General features: G+C 50.0%; 13 protein-coding genes. All 13 read right to left on the bottom strand.

Features of this window, described 5'->3' with window-relative positions:
• Positions 1 to 15: 15 nt before the first annotated feature.
• Positions 16 to 3,072, bottom strand: a complete 3,057-nt coding sequence (locus LLG46_14385; protein MCE5324485.1) for a DUF11 domain-containing protein — start codon at positions 3,070 to 3,072, stop codon at positions 16 to 18.
• A gap of 54 nt (positions 3,073 to 3,126) precedes the next feature.
• Complete coding sequence (locus LLG46_14390; protein ID MCE5324486.1) at positions 3,127 to 4,227, bottom strand: glycosyltransferase family 4 protein; 1,101 nt, start codon at positions 4,225 to 4,227, stop codon at positions 3,127 to 3,129.
• A 3-nt stretch (positions 4,228 to 4,230) separates the two neighbouring features.
• Positions 4,231 to 5,118 carry a glycosyltransferase family 2 protein gene (locus LLG46_14395; protein ID MCE5324487.1) on the bottom strand — a complete coding sequence of 296 codons (888 nt, stop codon included), beginning with the start codon at positions 5,116 to 5,118 and terminating at the stop codon, positions 4,231 to 4,233.
• Positions 5,119 to 5,295: 177 nt separating this feature from the next.
• The gene (locus LLG46_14400) at positions 5,296 to 6,183 is read right to left on the bottom strand and encodes a glycosyltransferase family 2 protein (GenBank protein ID MCE5324488.1); all 888 of its coding nucleotides are present in this window, start codon (positions 6,181 to 6,183) and stop codon (positions 5,296 to 5,298) included.
• A gap of 8 nt (positions 6,184 to 6,191) precedes the next feature.
• A complete protein-coding gene (locus tag LLG46_14405; protein MCE5324489.1) occupies positions 6,192 to 7,496 on the bottom strand; it encodes a glycosyltransferase family 4 protein in 1,305 nt (434 codons plus the stop codon).
• Positions 7,486 to 8,325 (bottom strand): glycosyltransferase family 2 protein, encoded by an 840-nt coding sequence (locus LLG46_14410; protein MCE5324490.1) that lies wholly within the window; start codon positions 8,323 to 8,325, stop codon positions 7,486 to 7,488. Before LLG46_14410 ends, LLG46_14405 begins: the two co-directional genes overlap by 11 nt.
• Complete coding sequence (locus LLG46_14415; protein ID MCE5324491.1) at positions 8,322 to 9,734, bottom strand: O-antigen ligase family protein; 1,413 nt, start codon at positions 9,732 to 9,734, stop codon at positions 8,322 to 8,324. Before LLG46_14415 ends, LLG46_14410 begins: the two co-directional genes overlap by 4 nt.
• A 10-nt stretch (positions 9,735 to 9,744) precedes the next feature.
• Complete coding sequence (locus LLG46_14420; protein ID MCE5324492.1) at positions 9,745 to 10,824, bottom strand: GHMP kinase; 1,080 nt, start codon at positions 10,822 to 10,824, stop codon at positions 9,745 to 9,747.
• An 88-nt stretch (positions 10,825 to 10,912) separates the two neighbouring features.
• Entirely contained in the window at positions 10,913 to 12,118 is a 1,206-nt protein-coding gene (locus LLG46_14425; protein MCE5324493.1) for a glycosyltransferase family 4 protein, read from the bottom strand.
• Positions 12,115 to 13,248 carry a glycosyltransferase family 4 protein gene (locus LLG46_14430; protein ID MCE5324494.1) on the bottom strand — a complete coding sequence of 378 codons (1,134 nt, stop codon included), beginning with the start codon at positions 13,246 to 13,248 and terminating at the stop codon, positions 12,115 to 12,117. The genes LLG46_14425 and LLG46_14430 overlap by 4 nt, the downstream gene beginning before the upstream one ends.
• Positions 13,249 to 13,251: 3 nt before the next feature.
• Positions 13,252 to 14,157, bottom strand: coding sequence for a glycosyltransferase family 2 protein (locus LLG46_14435; protein MCE5324495.1), 906 nt, complete (start codon positions 14,155 to 14,157; stop codon positions 13,252 to 13,254).
• Positions 14,154 to 15,389 (bottom strand): glycosyltransferase family 4 protein, encoded by a 1,236-nt coding sequence (locus LLG46_14440; protein ID MCE5324496.1) that lies wholly within the window; start codon positions 15,387 to 15,389, stop codon positions 14,154 to 14,156. The genes LLG46_14435 and LLG46_14440 overlap by 4 nt, the downstream gene beginning before the upstream one ends.
• Positions 15,386 to 16,315, bottom strand: a complete 930-nt coding sequence (locus tag LLG46_14445; GenBank protein ID MCE5324497.1) for a glycosyltransferase — start codon at positions 16,313 to 16,315, stop codon at positions 15,386 to 15,388. Before LLG46_14445 ends, LLG46_14440 begins: the two co-directional genes overlap by 4 nt.
• Positions 16,316 to 16,325: the final 10 nt, after the last annotated feature.

The raw sequence follows: 16,325 nt of genomic DNA on the forward strand, positions 1-16,325 counted from the left end.
CTCCTTGAACGGGGCTTAATTGACCTTTGCTGAAAACGTCCTGGTCCCTGTTTCGTGAGCGGCAATATGGTCCACAACCCACGACACAGACTTAGTTGCTGAGTCCCATGTGCCACCCGTCAGTTCGGCGCTGCCCGCATTATAAGTCATATCAGCCGGCACACGCGCACTTATGGTGACGTTGGATGCGTCTGTTTCACCATTGTTCGTGTATTCTACCGTCACAGTGACGTCCTGACCGGGAATAACCTCAGAAGCAGGCACTATTATCCGCAGGTCTACCTTTGCAGGCTTCAAATATATCTTGCAGGCAATGTCGGATTGCAGGTTCTGCACCGACAAAACCAAACTGCCTCCGGTGCATGTCAGCTCATCATTGCTGCTCACGCTGCCTGTAGATGTATCCCACCACTCGACATCGTATACGCTGTCCTTGAGGCCGGTAAGAGTAACCGTACCGGATATGGGTGATACGCTGACACCATCGACGGCGTTCTTCCAAGTGCTCAAAGCATTGTCGATCCAGAGATGAGCTCGGTTGTTTGTCAGGTCCTTCTGGCCTATTGCGCGCAAGTATGGGTCGGTTGATGCAGCATCGGCATCGACATAATGTCCGTTCGCAAGAAGTATGCCCGCCATGAAACTCTGGAATGCCGCCGCATATGTAAACTTTTCAGAATAGAGTCTGTCACACCACCAGTAGATATCTATTAAGCCACCGGGGTCAGTATGCGACCAAACAAGTTTTTTCCACCAGATCCCTGCACTGTCATTTGACAAAATCGGGTCCTGCTCGTTGGAACCACCGGTGTTGCATATCCCGGTCTCGCCCCTGATTACGGGTTTACCAAAATTGAACGCACGCAGTATTCGAGAATAGGCGCAGTGATCCGCTACGACATCGTAGCTCTCAGGAATCATATACTCAAAACCACCATTGTAATTGCTTACACAGCCGGTTGTGAGGTTTTCGATCTTGATATCATCTACCCATACAGTGCCGGGTTCAGATGAATGGTTGCCGACATGAGTGGGGCGGAACCACGCCATTGTCGCACCCGGTTCGGCAGTGCTTACAGTCCATTCCTTTGATATGTATGTCCAGTCATTGTCGCCGGAGGGAATTGCATATTGCGGACCGGAATACTTCTCAAGCCAATCTCCACCATAACGCGCTGCACTCATATCAAACCAGAAACACCCCGAGTTGGAGTATGGCGTGTAGTTTTGCGTCTTTACCCAAAAATTCAAGCGCATCTGATCGCCATTTTTCTGGGCAAACTGAAACTGCATGGGACACTGGTCCTGCGGAAGAAACGTTGAACTCGGATTTGCAGGCAAATTTACCTTCAGTGATGCGCGGCCAGAGTGTTTGACAGTCTCATCTATAGAGTAATTACTGCTGAGCGCTGTAGCAGTACATGGCAGCGTCCAGCTTCCATCCCAGCCCGGCCAAATTCGATTGCCGCCGGAAGGCACGTCCCACCCCATATACATATGTATATCAGCTATGCCTATATCCGAATCCGACCACATCACCGGCGCAACTGAGTGCCAGTTCGACGAGCCGACAAGATGCTCATTGGGATCATACGTTTTCATATATCTGCCGAGAGCCGCCACAGCATCTTGATGCGCGGAACTGTTTGGGTCACCCTCATTCACGAACTCAAAACTATGTATAGCCGTACAATAACCCCATCTGGCAATCAGGTATCTCCAAAAATATGTCTGGTATGTGCGAGATGCATGCGTATCGCTTGCGTAGACATTTTCAGCAGACTTTGTCCCCCAAGTGCCATCGCTCTGTATACAGCCGAAGAACGAATCACCAGCCTCCTCTATTACGGCTTTTACATAAACATCGTTTGATTGCGCTGCACTTACGAACTGATCGATATTCCAGGCTATCTTCTGAGAATAGCTGTTTTGAGGCTGAAAATCAGCGCGCTGCAGCAGTTCGGGACCGTATTGACCACCGCCAAAGTCCTCCTTCAGCGATAAATCAGAGAGATAGGCTGAACCTGATGTCGCTCCCAGCACACCGACATATACACGGAACTGGTAATTGCTTCCCGAACTCAGGCTGAGAGTAAGCTCCTGCCAATCGTTGTTTCCGCTCAGCCTGGTGGACTGTTTACCAGTCTGAAGCTCCGCCAGATATACACCGCAGCCGTCCGACCCGGATAGACCCACTGTCTTTACAGTCCCCTTGAACTGATAAGTGGTGTTCTTCTTAACCGGGAGCCACGTGTTTATGCACTCCCAAACAGTGCCGGTGTTTGGAAGCAGGCATGAAGTAATGTGATTCGGTCTGACATAATCCGTGCTGTATGTGATATTCTTCCAAACCGGATCCCCACCCTGACCGCCGGCGCCAAATAGCGGGAACTGGGTGCTGCTGCTCTGCCACCAGGATCTTACCAGATTGACCCCTATGCTCTTAAGAGTCGACATTTGATCGGTGGCGGCACTGGTGCAGCCTATCAGCGGTAGATATTTGCCGTCAGTAAGCTCAAAGTAGCGTTTGTCGTTCTCTGCTACTCTTACAAAGCCATGATTGTCACTTGAAACGCACTCGAAAGAAAATACGTTGCCGTAAGACGTACCGGAGGCATCAGTGACGCGAATTCTGCCATACCAAGTGCCCAACGCCGTTGGAGCATAACGGACCTTCCACACAGGCGAGCCTGATGGATACACCCACAATGCGCCTGTGTCTATTGCCAAAGATGGGTTTGTCGAGTCAGTTGAATAGTCCAGACAATAAAAGCCTGGCTGGACAACTGCATCGCTCCAATCCGTCGCCCCCGGCGGCAGAAAAATCCCATCCACCGTTACACCCACTCCAGATGGGACCGCATTCGGATGGTCGGTCGTGTTTGCAGCAGGACTTGCATCATATGGCCAATATGGGTTCGTCGCAACCGTTGTTATGGAGAAAGTTGCCTCGAACTTGTTGTATAACCCAACACTTGTCGAAGCGGAAACCGTTCCCACTGTCGGAGTACATATGGCCGGATTTGCTAAAAATAAAACCGCTGCTATTATCAAAAGCCTTTTGGTTATCATGTTCATACTCTACCCATTCCAGACTCTGTGTCTATACATTCACCGCGCAAAAACTCATCTGACAGCATCCTTATATGCAGCAAGCGTGCTGTGGGCTATCTCATGCCACGAAAAAGCCGATGCTCTGCGTAAACCAGCTTCACCAAGGCTCTTACACAACTCCTCATGGTCAACTAAAACGTCCATTTTGTCCGCAAGGTCGACCGCGTCGCCGGGATCAAAATAGAGCGCCGCATCACCTAGAACTTCAGGCATCGATGCTCTGTCGGAAGATATGACCGCAGCTCCACAGGCCATTGCCTCAAGCGGCGGCAGTCCAAAGCCCTCATCCAGACTTGGAAACACAAACGCCAAACACTCACTATACAAGCATTGCAGCGTTCGGTCATCAACTTGTGACTTTATGTCGATAAGCGAAAATACACCAAACTCATTAGCCTCACGCTCGACAAGTCGCTGCGCAGCAGGATGCGATGCCACGATCATTAGCCTGCATTGCTCACGCGCCAAACGCGTCTGCGAAAAAGCCTGTATCACCAACGATGTGTTCTTCCTGCGGTCAACTGACGCAAGAACCAGTAGATATGGCTTTGTTGACGCAGAGTCTGGATCAACACAGACCTCTCTGCTCTCTGGTTTGGCCCGTGCAGCCTCATATGTCACGACAATCTTGCGATCGCATCCGAATCTGCTCGCGATCCGATCCCGAGAATAGTTCGATACCGTTATTACCGAGTTTGCGCGAGTAATAGATATACCAGTCATCATGGCAGAATACCGTCTGAGAATCTCAGACTTCACGGACGCACATCGCGCTTTTGAATCGAGCGATATGCAGTCATGCAACGTGACAACAGATGGAACACTTATGCCGACAAGACCGTAATTCGCCGGAAAGTGAACCACATCCGGGTTATCGGAGTTTATATGTTTGCGCAAATAAAACCAGTCGGACCAAAGCCTTCCACCCGACACGTCGATTGTTAATGAACGCACTGGAATGCGTATACCCTCTAAATCTGACGGTGAATAGACATACAATAGATATTCGTTGTCCGTATCGACTTCAGCAAGCCCCTCAAGCAGACCGATGAGATACGTCCTAAAACCACCAGCCTGCCCGCGAAGCTCTCTGCAATCTATTGCTATTTTCATAACCTACCAGCCACCGCGAAGTCCCCTGAAAAAACACCTGTCAGGAACACCCGCAAGGCAAAAACGCACAGCTACAAGCGCCCGACTGAGCGCTGTAAACGGAGAACATCGCACATGCCTGATTGCTGAAGCACCATAGAAACGCGCCAGCCGACCACGTAATGCACCGCGATTTTTAGCCTTCGATATACTCTCGAAAAGTCTGGGTAGACAACGCGGATTTGCAAAACATTTCTCACGCATAATGCGCCCGGTCTGGGCACTGCGAGACCACGGAGTTGTGGTCGCACCCTGCGGCCCTACCCTGAATGCTGCCACGATGTCTTGACACGCCGCAATTTTGCCGAAAAGGGCTATTCGCAGTGTGAGGTCCCGATCCTGACCAGGAATTAGCTCGGGATCCATGCCGCCTACCGATAATACGGCTGTTCTTGACATCAATGATGCACCCATAGGTATGCCGATATCCGCAACAGTGTGCGCAAATAGATCACCCTCCATTGTGGGCAATATCGTCTCGATGAACTCACCATCATCATTCACGCAGTTATATGCGCCGTAAGTCCACTCCGCTCCGGTCTGCCTTGCCCGCGCCAAGAGAGCCGCATATGCGCCGGGGAGCATATAATCGTCATCACCGGAAATATGTATATACTCACCCTTGGCCATGGCCAGAGCCGCATTCCATGCATAACACCTGTTCACTCTGTTGGTATTGTATATACTCACACGGGAATCGTTCTGCCAGTCGGCAGGCTGCAGCGGTTCGCCGGCGTCATTTAACACTATGACCTCGAACTCGGCGTCAAGCTGCTGCGCAAGCACAGTCTCTACCGACCGAGCCAGCAATTGTTCCCTGTTAAAAGTCGCTATAATACATGTTATGGTCATTGAACTGTCTATACCTGCTTCATTTCAGCTCTATACTTCTTCACACAAAATATTGCCGCACAGCTTATAAGCCTTGATATGACGGCAGCCACTACTTTGGCCAACCAAGAATGAGATTTGCGTATGAGCATCCCATAGCTTCCAAAGCTCTCTGCAATCTATTGCAATCTCCGTTATCTACCAGCCGCCGCAAAGCCCCCTGAAAAAGCGCCCGCTGGGTATACCAGCCAAGCAAAACCGCATGGCAACCATCGTCCGACTAAGTGCCGTCAAGGGCGACCTGCGCATATTCCTTATCGCAGATACACCATAGAAACGCACCAAACGGCCCCGCACGATATCACGGCCGCCATCCATTGGAAGAGTCTCAAATACCCTCGGCAAACATCGAGGATTACAAAAACATTTCTCACGCATCATACGGGACATCTTGGTACTGAGAGACCATGGCGTTGTAGTTGCGCCATTAACTCCCACCCTGACCGATATGACAATATCCTGGCACGCCGCAAAAGTTCCTGATAATGATATACGCTGAATAAGCTCCCTGTCTTCACCGGGTATGAGATATGGATCAAAACCACCCGCTGATAAAAATGCCTCCCGGTTGATTAACGAAGCGCCTAAAGGTATCCCAATATCCGCAACGGCAAGCGCATATAAATCTCCCTCAAGTGTCGGTGATATATTCTGGATAAGCTCTCCATCGTCATCAACGCAATTGTAAGCAGCATACAGCCAGTGGACATTTGGATTCCTGGGTATTTCCAACAGAGCAGAATATGCCCCAGGCAGCATATAATCGTCGTCATCAAGAAAGTGAAGCCATTCACCTCTGGCCATAGAGGCACCTGCATTTCGCACAAAGCACCTCTCTACACTGTTGGTGTTGTAGACTTGCACGCGAGAATCTTTCTGCCAGTCGGCAGGCTGAAGCGGCTCGCCGGCATCGTTCAATACAATGACTTCGAACTCCGCATCTACCTGCTGCTGCAAAACGCTTTCTACCGCACGCACCAGCAATTGCTCCCTGTTAAAAGTCGCTATAATACACGTTATGGTCATTGAACTGTCTATACCTGCTTCATCTCAGTTCTATACTTCTTCGCACAAAACATTGCCGCACAGCTTATAAGCCTTGATATGACGGCAGTCGCCAATTTTGGCCAACCGGAGAATTTTGCGAAAACAGACACGTCAATGCTGGGCATACGACTGCGCCGTTTGCAAAGTGGGTAACCTCCGGATAAACCTTTGCGGATGAGATTCGTATATGAGCGTCCCATAGCTTCCACGGTATACTCTTCATTATACATGGCAACCGAATTTTTGCTCATTGTCAGCCATAAGTCTGGATTGTTTTTCAATTCGCCTATAGCCTGTGCAAATGCGATTGCCGACTTTGGATCACAAAGGAATCCGTTTACCCCATCCTTGACGACAATGTCGGTGACCCCCGGCAGACGCGACACGATTGGCACACAACCAGCAGCTATAGACTCCAATAATACCATTCCTAGTCCCTCGCTCACTGATGGAAAAAGAAGCACATGCGAATCGCCCAATCTGTGCCGCGTTTCATCCGGTTCAAGAAGCCCGGTAAAAGTTACCAAATCGGAGACCTCATACTGATCCACCAGACGCTTTAACTCATCTCCATCCTCACCCCAACCAATAATTGTAAGGTGACAGTCGATGCCGATCTGCCGGCACTCGTATACTATGGCGGGCAGAGCAAAGATATTTTTGTGTTTTTGCACCATCCGCCCTATCCAGATCAACTCAATAGGACTTGATAGGTGTTTTTCACGCCTGGAAACATCACTCGGCCAATTGATTCCATTGGTTATGCAAATCACAGACTTGTTTGGCGCACGCAATCGCGCCTCTTGCTCGGCTGCAGGGCTTACACCTACAACAACATTCCATGCCGCATTGTTGGCAGTCGCCAGGTCGGCATTTGCACCATCCGTTGCATGAAGAATGGGCACAACCAGGATTTTATCGGGTATACCGCCGAGCGCAGCGTGCGCCGAAGGCACATTATTAGTAAAAACAACATCATAATTGCTATTGCGCATGAATGCAATGAACCTGCATGCACGCTCAAACTGGCTCTTGCCCTTGCCTCCAAGGTCAATTATCCGCAGCCCGAACTCCTCACCACGATCAGACCATACGCCCGGCTCTTCGACTGTAATAACGTCGACTTGGCATCTGCATGATTTCAAATAACGACCAAGACCCAAAACAACCGCTTGTGTGCCACCAGGATTCAGAGCACATACAACCAGCGCTACTGAACAAGGCCAGCGTGTGCTATCCCCATTTAGCGGCATCTTGACTTGGTTATCATCTTCCATATTATTATCGGACACTCTTCCGCATCTTATGACTGATCCACGATTTCGACGCCAGCAGTCCTGCGAGCACGCAGGCTTGGACAGGGCCATTGTGTTTGCGGAAATAGCTTGTTTTGCTCCTGCGCAACGTCTGCTCACACTTTTGCGATATCTGAGCGCTGCTCCTGCCGCCATAATGCATAATCTCCGCTGATGGCTCTACCCATACCTGCCAACCAGCCTTATGGAGCCGCAGACACCAGTCGGTCTCTTCGCAATACATAAACAGAGATTCGTCCATAAGACCTATCTGCTCAACTACCTCCCGCTTAATCAGCAGACAGCATCCCCCTACCCAGTCTACACAAAAAGGCGCAAGACTACGTGCTTCATCGACATCTGAAGGCGGACGAGCCATACCAATAACGCGCCTGTCGTGATATCCTATCACCTCGCTCAACATGGTCGGAAACTTCGCCCACGTATACTGCAGCGAACCGTCCTCATTTCGCACTAACGGACCCACAGCACCTGCCATGGCATGATTTTCGGCAAAGTCAATCAGCCTGTTGAGCGCATCGCCTAAGACCAGAGTGTCCGGGTTCAATAGTAAAAAATACTTGCCCGAACTCATTGCATATGCCTGGTTGTTCGCTCGTGCAAATCCGACATTTTCGGAGTTACTGATCACACGCACATCAGGATACTTCTGCCGAACCATATCGACGCTGCCGTCTGATGAAGTATTGTCGACAACTGTGACCTCAAAATCGATTGCACTGGCCGACTTATATATCGACTCCAAACACCGGTCCAGCAAGTCACGAGTGTTCCAACTCACTATCGAGATCGATAGGTCCATCATACGTCCTTCCCACTGAGCCTGATGTGCGCGATCGCCAAGCCCCAAAAGAGCCATGAATAAACTGTGGTTGCAAAAGTTGTCAGCCCCTCATTGTGATAGGCAGGGATTATATAGTCGCCAAAAAACGCCGTAATCGATATCCCAACGAACTGGCCGAGCACTGCCAATAAAAATGTCTTTGAAAAGCCGGGCGGCATCGCCCTATACCGTACCAGCATCCAGCGAAAACCCATCACAAGTATGGATAAAAATAAAATCAGCCCGGGAATGCCCGTCTCGGAAAGACATTGGGAATATGTGCCATGTGCAGATGTGTAGGCAGTGGTCCCCCACTTGTGGCCATAATAAAATGAGTTATAAGACCGATAGTTGCCAAGTCCGACACCCAGGGGGAAATGCGTCGCGTATTTCCACGCACCAAGCATCAGAGAAAACCTGTCATAATCGCCGCCAGTCTTCGATTCCTCAACAACATTCCTATTGATAAACGGCCATGCAGCAATTACAACAACCACAAAAACAATGCACGCAGCCCAAAACAGACGCTTGTTTTTTATTGCCAGAACGGCTGCCAGCCCGCATAACAGTGCAAGCCAACCCGACACCCAGGAAACTACCTTGAAGCAGATTACATACAGGCACAACGCAACAACAACGCCGCAGAGAATACGCTGCCACCGCTTTTTATCAATATCAAGAGCCATTGCAGTAAAATAACACGCAGGCAGCAAAGTCAGAAATGACCACCAGAGTGCAGAAACCGGCACTGGGTAGCCGACGAGAGCATTCAGCAGGTTGTAGATGCCGGGTATGAGCATAGCGATTGTTGTGATTTTGAGCCACTTCCTGTTGGATATCGTTGTGGCAACCATCACTAGAGCACCCGCACTTAAAATTCGCAGACCCAGATCGACGATATTGACCATAGGATTTTGAAATATGCGATTGATATGAGGATCCCAGAATATGTATGAATTCACCACATTGACAATGCAATATGCTATATACAGGGCAAGCGGCACATAAAAACCTGATTTGACTCTGTCTTTGGGGATGCTGCCAAAGAGGTAACGGGCAAACCAGATGACGAGCAGAAAACCCAACATTACTTCACTGATAAACACACCCTTGCCGGCGCCGGAACCACCAACCGCGATGTCAGGCGTCCGTCCCCAAGGCACAAATGCAACCAGTACATACACTACCAGAGCTGCCTCGAACTGCCACGCTACAACAACAACCAAAACTGCACCAAATACCGCAGCCGCCACATAGTATAAGTTGGCAGCAGTCGCGAATAATCCGAGTGCTATCCCTCCGACTATTACCAGAACGATATTACGAACTAAGAACGATATACGCTCGGGAGTCCATGTTTCGCGGTCCGTTTTGTTGCTATGATCGGGCATTAAACAATCCTTAGTCCAGCATCGTCGCCAAAGATATGGTTTTGGTATATGCCTTTCGACCATGTCGCATGGGTTGAACGCCTCGACCATCGCGATTTGTAGCCCATGTAACAAGACCGCGGAAATCAAGACGACAAGGCAATACACGGAACCCGGCACTCTTTATAGCAGACTCCACATTTCTAGTGTTTTCCGAACCGCAAAGGAATGTGATACTTCCGCCTCCACCGGCACCATTGATCTTGCAGCCCATAGCTCCTGTCTTGCGAGCAACATCTTCAAGCTCTTCGGTCTTATCATTAGATATATCCGAATGCAGTTGCTTCTGTGCAGCGTTGTTTACGTTCATGATTTCGGCAAGCTCTACAAAATCTCCACGCATCAAGGCGCTTTTTGCATACAACGGCGTCTCCCGCAAAATATCCATTGCGCGAACCGTACGCACGGCTCCTGATTCATAATCCGCTATGACCTTTTTATGCACATCACCGGACAGATGAGCTTCACCTGTATAAACAAGCAGAAGTCTGCTCTCCAGCTCAAGACAGATATCCTCAGACAGCCGCACCGGTGAAGAGCTGACAGACGGATACGGATCGATCGTATGAAGACATACACCACCGGTCGCGGAGGCCACTTGATCCTGAACACCACTTTGAATGCCGAGCTCCTCAGTCTCAAGTTTATGAGCAAACGCAGCAACCTCATGTGGAGTCAAATGCATGTCCGCCAGCACTGCAAGAGCACCTATCAACGCAACCGAAACCGCTGCCGAACTGCCGGTGCCGCAGCCAGGAGGAACATCTGAATATACTCTGATATCCACCCCATCAACTTCAGTAACATTAAGAGCGGCTTTTAATAGATCATGTTTGCCGTCATAGAGCACAGCCGAAAGATCCGGGATATCAATTGCTTCACCGTAGTCTTGAGCAACAATACTTGCACCCGGTTTTTCACGCGGCATAATTATTACCTTGGCATATAAATCAACTGCAAAATTAAGCACCCTACCATTGCCAGCAAACCATGTATCCGTCCAACCGCCAAAATCCAGTATACGGGCTGGCGCTATCGACTTTACAATCATGCTCACACTTCCATTAAGGTTATTGTTTTAAAGCGTCATTCTTCATACTCTACATTATACTATTATTATTCCAAACAACCGACCAGTGTCAACTAGATATGTGAGCCTGACACGTCGACTCCACGATATCAACAAACGATTGTCCCAAAGCCAACCACGAATACCGTTCTTCTACGAGTTTTCTTGCATCGGCTGCCATTTCAGCCGCCATCGATTCATCATTCAAAAGACGCAGGATGCAATCAGCAAAATTTTGTGGCGTATCCGCAAGCAGCAGGTGCCTGCCATCCACACCATCTATCCCCTCGGCTCCAATGCTGGTCGATACTACCGGCACGCCTGCCGCCATTGCCTCAAGTATCTTCAGCCGACTGCCGCCGCCCTGACGCAGTGGGACAACGCAGAGCGCACTGGATGCCAAAACATCTCGAATGTCGTTGACATATCCTGTAAACTCAATGCCTGGACAGTCTGATATCCCTCTAAGGTCGATACCTGTTGTGCGCCCGGTAATTCGCAGCTTTATGTCCCTCATGCTCTGGATGAGCAATGGATATATATCGGACGTAAAGTATCTTACTGCATCAAGATTCGCCCTAAATGTCACTGCGCCATTGTATATAAGTGTCGATTGCTCAGAATGCCGGTTTGCTGGGTCATAGTGGTCAGTGTCCACCCCGTTTGGAACGACCTCAAGGTTTCTCAGATCGGGTGCAGCCTCCAGCATCAGCTCGCAGTCTCCATCCGAGACCATCACGACACTATCGAACGAACGGCATACACCGCTTTCCCAACGTGCAAACTTCTTCCATCCGGCATCGTAACGTAGCCTTTTCAACGCTCCGTCGATGTTTGCTGCGTTGCGGCGAAGAACGGCATATTCACAGTTGTGCTCATCCAATATGCAGGGTATATCAAGCGGACGAGAGACATATTCAACCACACCCAAAGTAGATGCGATCACTACATCCGGCTTGATCTCATTTAGCACTCTTCCGACAGATGATCTCACGGCGGGATCATAAATATCAACCATCGAACGAGGTCGACTCGATAGATAACCAAGCATCGATTTGAAACTGCCCGGCTTGAACCATCGGGATGGATGCAATGAAACAACATTACATATATCGCTCAAATACTTCACATTGACCGGGTCCGAATCATCCTGAAGCAAAGACACGAGATATACCTCATGCTTATTTGACAATGCCTTAATGAGCTGATATGTGCGAATCCTGGAACCATTGTCAGCCGGGTACGGAAACCACGCAGCAACAAAGAGCACTTTCATCCCGAACACCTCTGCTTTGCAGTCATTTCAGAATATAACTCCCAAGTCCTGCGCAGCATTTCATCTTCCGTAAACCGCGCAAGCGCCTCACCACGGCCAGCATTGCCCATCTCAAAGCGCATATCGGGTCGATCCAGCAACAATTTGACGGCTTTGGTCAGAGCATCATCGTCCTTGGGTTCGACCAGGATGCCGGTCTTGCCGTCAATCACAGCCTCATCGACTCCGCCGACTCGTGTGGCTATCACAGGCAGCCCAGCCATCATCGCCTCGACAATCGTAAACGGGAAACTCTCAAACGCAGACGGCAGCACAAAAATGTCCAGCATCCGCAGTATATCGCATGTATCGCTGCGCCACCCGCAAAAACGAACCCTGTCGGCAATGCCCAGTTCATGCGCAAGCCTCTGCAATTCGTCCAGCAGACTGCCGGTGCCGACAATGCATAAAGCCGCATTTCGATGTTCTATACTCACACTTTGAAAAGCATGGAGCAGAGAGGATATGTTCTTCTGCCTCTCCAGGCGAGCGACTGTGCCGATTATCACATCATCTTTACCGATATGCAGCTCATCACGCAATTCACGGACTTTGCTGTCGGGTGTGACCCAGTCAGTGACGCCGTTATATATAGTACGCACCTTTTCGGCATCCACGCCACGCTCAATCAAAAAACGACGTGCGGACTCGCAGACTGTGATCACCATATGTGCACACCCAAGCGCCGTACGCCCAGATATCTTCTCACGCACTGTTTTGGATATAGTCGGCAGGTGAGTCGTTAACACGACAGGCGCCCTTGTAAACAGTCGAGCCGCTATTATATCTATAGTCGAAGAGCAGGGATTGGCAAGGTTAAAGTGAAACAAGTCACAATCCAGGCCCTTATAGAATTTGATCGAGTGAGCAAGCGACACAGGGTGGATGCTGTAGCCGTTAGTAGACAATGGCTCGACATGCGCGCCATTTGTTCTTCGCGCAAACTCCTCGGCTGCCGTGCCCGGCGGCATATAGACCCGTATGCCCTCACCCGACGGACAGCCCACCAGTTTGGATAGATATCGCTCGCCTCCCCCAAACTCGCCCGTGTTCGCTATATATGCAATGGATAACGGCCTGTTTGCTGTCATCTCCTACCGCCGTATTGCCAAATGGAAGTGAGTCTTGGCCCTGCTCCAGTGTTCATGACTTACCAGCCCCAGCAATGCATGCCTAGTCATCTTGAGCATACCGGACCCGAACATCAACAATTTGTAAGCCAGAGCATAGAAAATGCCCCTGTGAATTCTATAATACAGGCTGCGCCCCTTGCGCATCATGATCGCCTTACCGAGCGAAGTGCTGCTCATGCCCCCTATATGAATCAAACTCACGGAAGGCAGATAATGAGCCTGCCATTGGGTGCGGGCAAGCCTGGCGCAAAAGTCCAAATCCTCATCATAGAGCCTGAACGTCTCATCAAAGAGACCGGTCTCGTCAATTACCTGCCGCCGAACAAGCCAGCATGTCGCCCATAAAAACTGCACAGGCATCGAGACATCGTGATTGCAGTCCTGCATACGCACATGCTCGATCAGACGGTCAGGCTTAAAGAGTTTATCCAGAAAAGTGGAACGGACCTGCCAGGCCAGTTCATACTTTATCGTCGGGAACAACTCGCATGAAAGCTGGATGTCACCATCCGGCCAGAGCACCTTGGGACCGACTACACCTACTTCAGGATGCTCCTCCAAATATCTCACCATAGGACCGAGCAGGTCACATGTAAGTACCGTATCCGGGTTCAGGAGCATTATATAATCCGCATCAGACTTAAGCGCCGCCAGATTATTGGCTCTTCCGAAACCCAGGTTCTTGGTCGACCTTATAAGATTTACATTTGGATAATCTGATTCGACCATATCCGCGCTGCCATCCGTGGAGGCGTTGTCAACTATCCAAATGTCGTAATCGCCCGTCTGGGACGCTATAAGCGAGTTTAGACAGTCTTTTAACAAATCTTTTGTATTGTAGCTGACAATGATAATCGATACGCTCATTTCACACCCAAAGACCGATATGCCTCCTGCAGGCGGTCTGTTACTTTATCCCATGTGTGATACTCGATGGTCTTCTTTTTGCCGTTGGCACCCAATCTTGCGCGCAGATTAGCGTCACCAAGCAGCTTAAGCAGAGCTTGCGTAAGGTCGCTGCTGTTTTTTGGATCAACAAGAATGCCGTCCTGGTTATGCGATATGACAGTCTCCACCGCACCACCACGACAGCCTATGACAGGCTTTGAACGCATCCAAGCCTCAAGATAGACTATCCCAAATGACTCTGACCACGAAGGCATTGCAAACACATCGCAGGCGTCAAATATGTCTGCCTTTTCCGAATCGTCAAATGAACTGCACCTGATGACCCTTTGAGCCAAACTCTTATCTTCAGTCAAAATCCTGTTCAATTGTTCACTGGCCGATGAGCGCACTCCCGCTATAACAAGAAACGCCTCTGGATACTCAGACCATACTGCCCGCATAGCTTCGACAAGCACCAGCAGACCTTTATGAGCCACTTCCGCTCCAACAAACAACACTATCGGAGCATCCGCAGGTATGCCATGTTTTGAACGGAAACGCAGGCCGTCTGCATTGTCGAAATCCGTCGGGTTTACACCACATCCTGCGACGCTGATCTTGTCTGGATCGATGGCAAAATCGGATATAAGCACATCGCGCTCAAACGTAGTGCTGGGGCAAACATGGTCTGCTGACCTCAAAATTCGCGCTATGTTCGCACGCTCAGTATTAAATGGATTGTCTGTATGCAACCCAGGAATAACAACATAAGGCACACCGAGTTTGTCCGCAATCCTGCGCCCGTATACCACCATCATAGAGGGAGTGAGACCGGCACATACTATATCGAAATCGCCGCGAGCCGCTTCGCCTATGCCACGAAGTATGGGACCGTCATACCAGGTACGCAGCCAGTCGCTGCCGGGCAATCTGTATTTCCAAGAATAATGAACCAGACGCCAGTAGCTTTTTGAAGAATGCCTGCGACAGACAGGCAGCCGCTTTACTTGCACACCATTGATAACTTCCTTGGCAGCAAGATTGTTCACCGGCAGGCTCTTGACCCAAAATGCCCTGTAATCGAGCGCGTTGGCTGTAATGACGCTCACTTCATGACCCCGGCTTGCCAGAGTCTCTGAGAGCCTCTGGAAATGCAGAGCCGAACCGCTGTAGGAAGGCGCATAGATGGGCGTCAGGTGCAATACTTTCACGAGGTCACCTTCCCCATTCTCCATGCCGCCCATGCACGCCGCGATGTCAGTGCGGCAAACGTGCCCGATATGTTGCCGGCTATTGTGACCAGGATGAGCCATACTCTCGGCAAAAAACTGGAGTTTGGCCGAAGCCATCTTACCTGACGCCATACGGCGGTCAGATAAGATGTGCGCAGCTTGAGCCTATCTTTTCTATAGTACTTGAGCAGAAAATAGACGTGGTTTCTGGCGCCATAAAATATTTTTCGCGGATCGGCCAGATCCCTGGTGACTGTTTCCCGTGGAGCCCTCATGTGTGTAACCACCGCCCAAGGACAAAAAACAACTCTCTTGCCCAAGCGCAACACACCCACGCAGATGTCTGTCTCCTCTCGGATGTTATCGCCGGTGTAACCAGGGTCAAAACCGCACAATTGCTCGAACACTTCTCGCCTGAAGGACATGTTGCAGCCTTTGACATGATCGACATCAATCAGCTCTTTGTGGGTTGTGGCGAAGTTTTGAGACAAATCACCATTGGGCAAAACCCGGCCAACCGGCTCGTTCGGGTTCCATTCGGTGCCCGGTTCCTCTATGCCTCCACCAACACAGCCGATAGTATCATCGCAATACACTGCGGCTAAAGCATCCATCCAACCGGCATGGACTACTGAGTCATCGTCAAGAAACGCAATGACATCTGCATCACATCGGGCAGCCCCAATGTTTTTCGCCTGGGGACGCTGGTCGCAGCCATTATCGAAGTATACATACTCCACATTCGGATAATTGGCTGTAATCTCTCTGGTCTGACTGCCGTCTGAAGCATCGACTACCACCACCCTTGACTGCTCAGGCACATGCTCGGCGAGCGAAGCCAAACACCGTGCTATCATCTCAGGTCTATTGCGAGTGACCACAACAATATCAATTGTTACGCTCATAGTAATAGAC

The sequence above is a fragment of the bacterium genome, from assembly GCA_021371935.1.
Taxonomy (GTDB): domain Bacteria; phylum Armatimonadota; class UBA5829; order UBA5829; family UBA5829; genus UBA5829.

Excerpts from the sequence above, each read along its gene's own strand:
- LLG46_14385 (MCE5324485.1), bottom strand. The coding sequence starts at position 3,072 with ATGATAACCAAAAGGCTTTTGATAATAGCAGCGGTTTTATTTTTAGCA.
- LLG46_14390 (MCE5324486.1), bottom strand. The coding sequence starts at position 4,227 with ATGAAAATAGCAATAGATTGCAGAGAGCTTCGCGGGCAGGCTGGTGGT.
- LLG46_14395 (MCE5324487.1), bottom strand. The coding sequence starts at position 5,118 with ATGACCATAACATGTATTATAGCGACTTTTAACAGGGAACAATTGCTG.
- LLG46_14400 (MCE5324488.1), bottom strand. The coding sequence starts at position 6,183 with ATGACCATAACGTGTATTATAGCGACTTTTAACAGGGAGCAATTGCTG.
- LLG46_14410 (MCE5324490.1), bottom strand. The coding sequence starts at position 8,325 with ATGATGGACCTATCGATCTCGATAGTGAGTTGGAACACTCGTGACTTG.
- LLG46_14415 (MCE5324491.1), bottom strand. The coding sequence starts at position 9,734 with ATGCCCGATCATAGCAACAAAACGGACCGCGAAACATGGACTCCCGAG.
- LLG46_14420 (MCE5324492.1), bottom strand. The coding sequence starts at position 10,824 with ATGATTGTAAAGTCGATAGCGCCAGCCCGTATACTGGATTTTGGCGGT.
- LLG46_14425 (MCE5324493.1), bottom strand. The coding sequence starts at position 12,118 with ATGAAAGTGCTCTTTGTTGCTGCGTGGTTTCCGTACCCGGCTGACAAT.
- LLG46_14430 (MCE5324494.1), bottom strand. The coding sequence starts at position 13,248 with ATGACAGCAAACAGGCCGTTATCCATTGCATATATAGCGAACACGGGC.
- LLG46_14435 (MCE5324495.1), bottom strand. The coding sequence starts at position 14,157 with ATGAGCGTATCGATTATCATTGTCAGCTACAATACAAAAGATTTGTTA.
- LLG46_14445 (MCE5324497.1), bottom strand. The coding sequence starts at position 16,315 with ATGAGCGTAACAATTGATATTGTTGTGGTCACTCGCAATAGACCTGAG.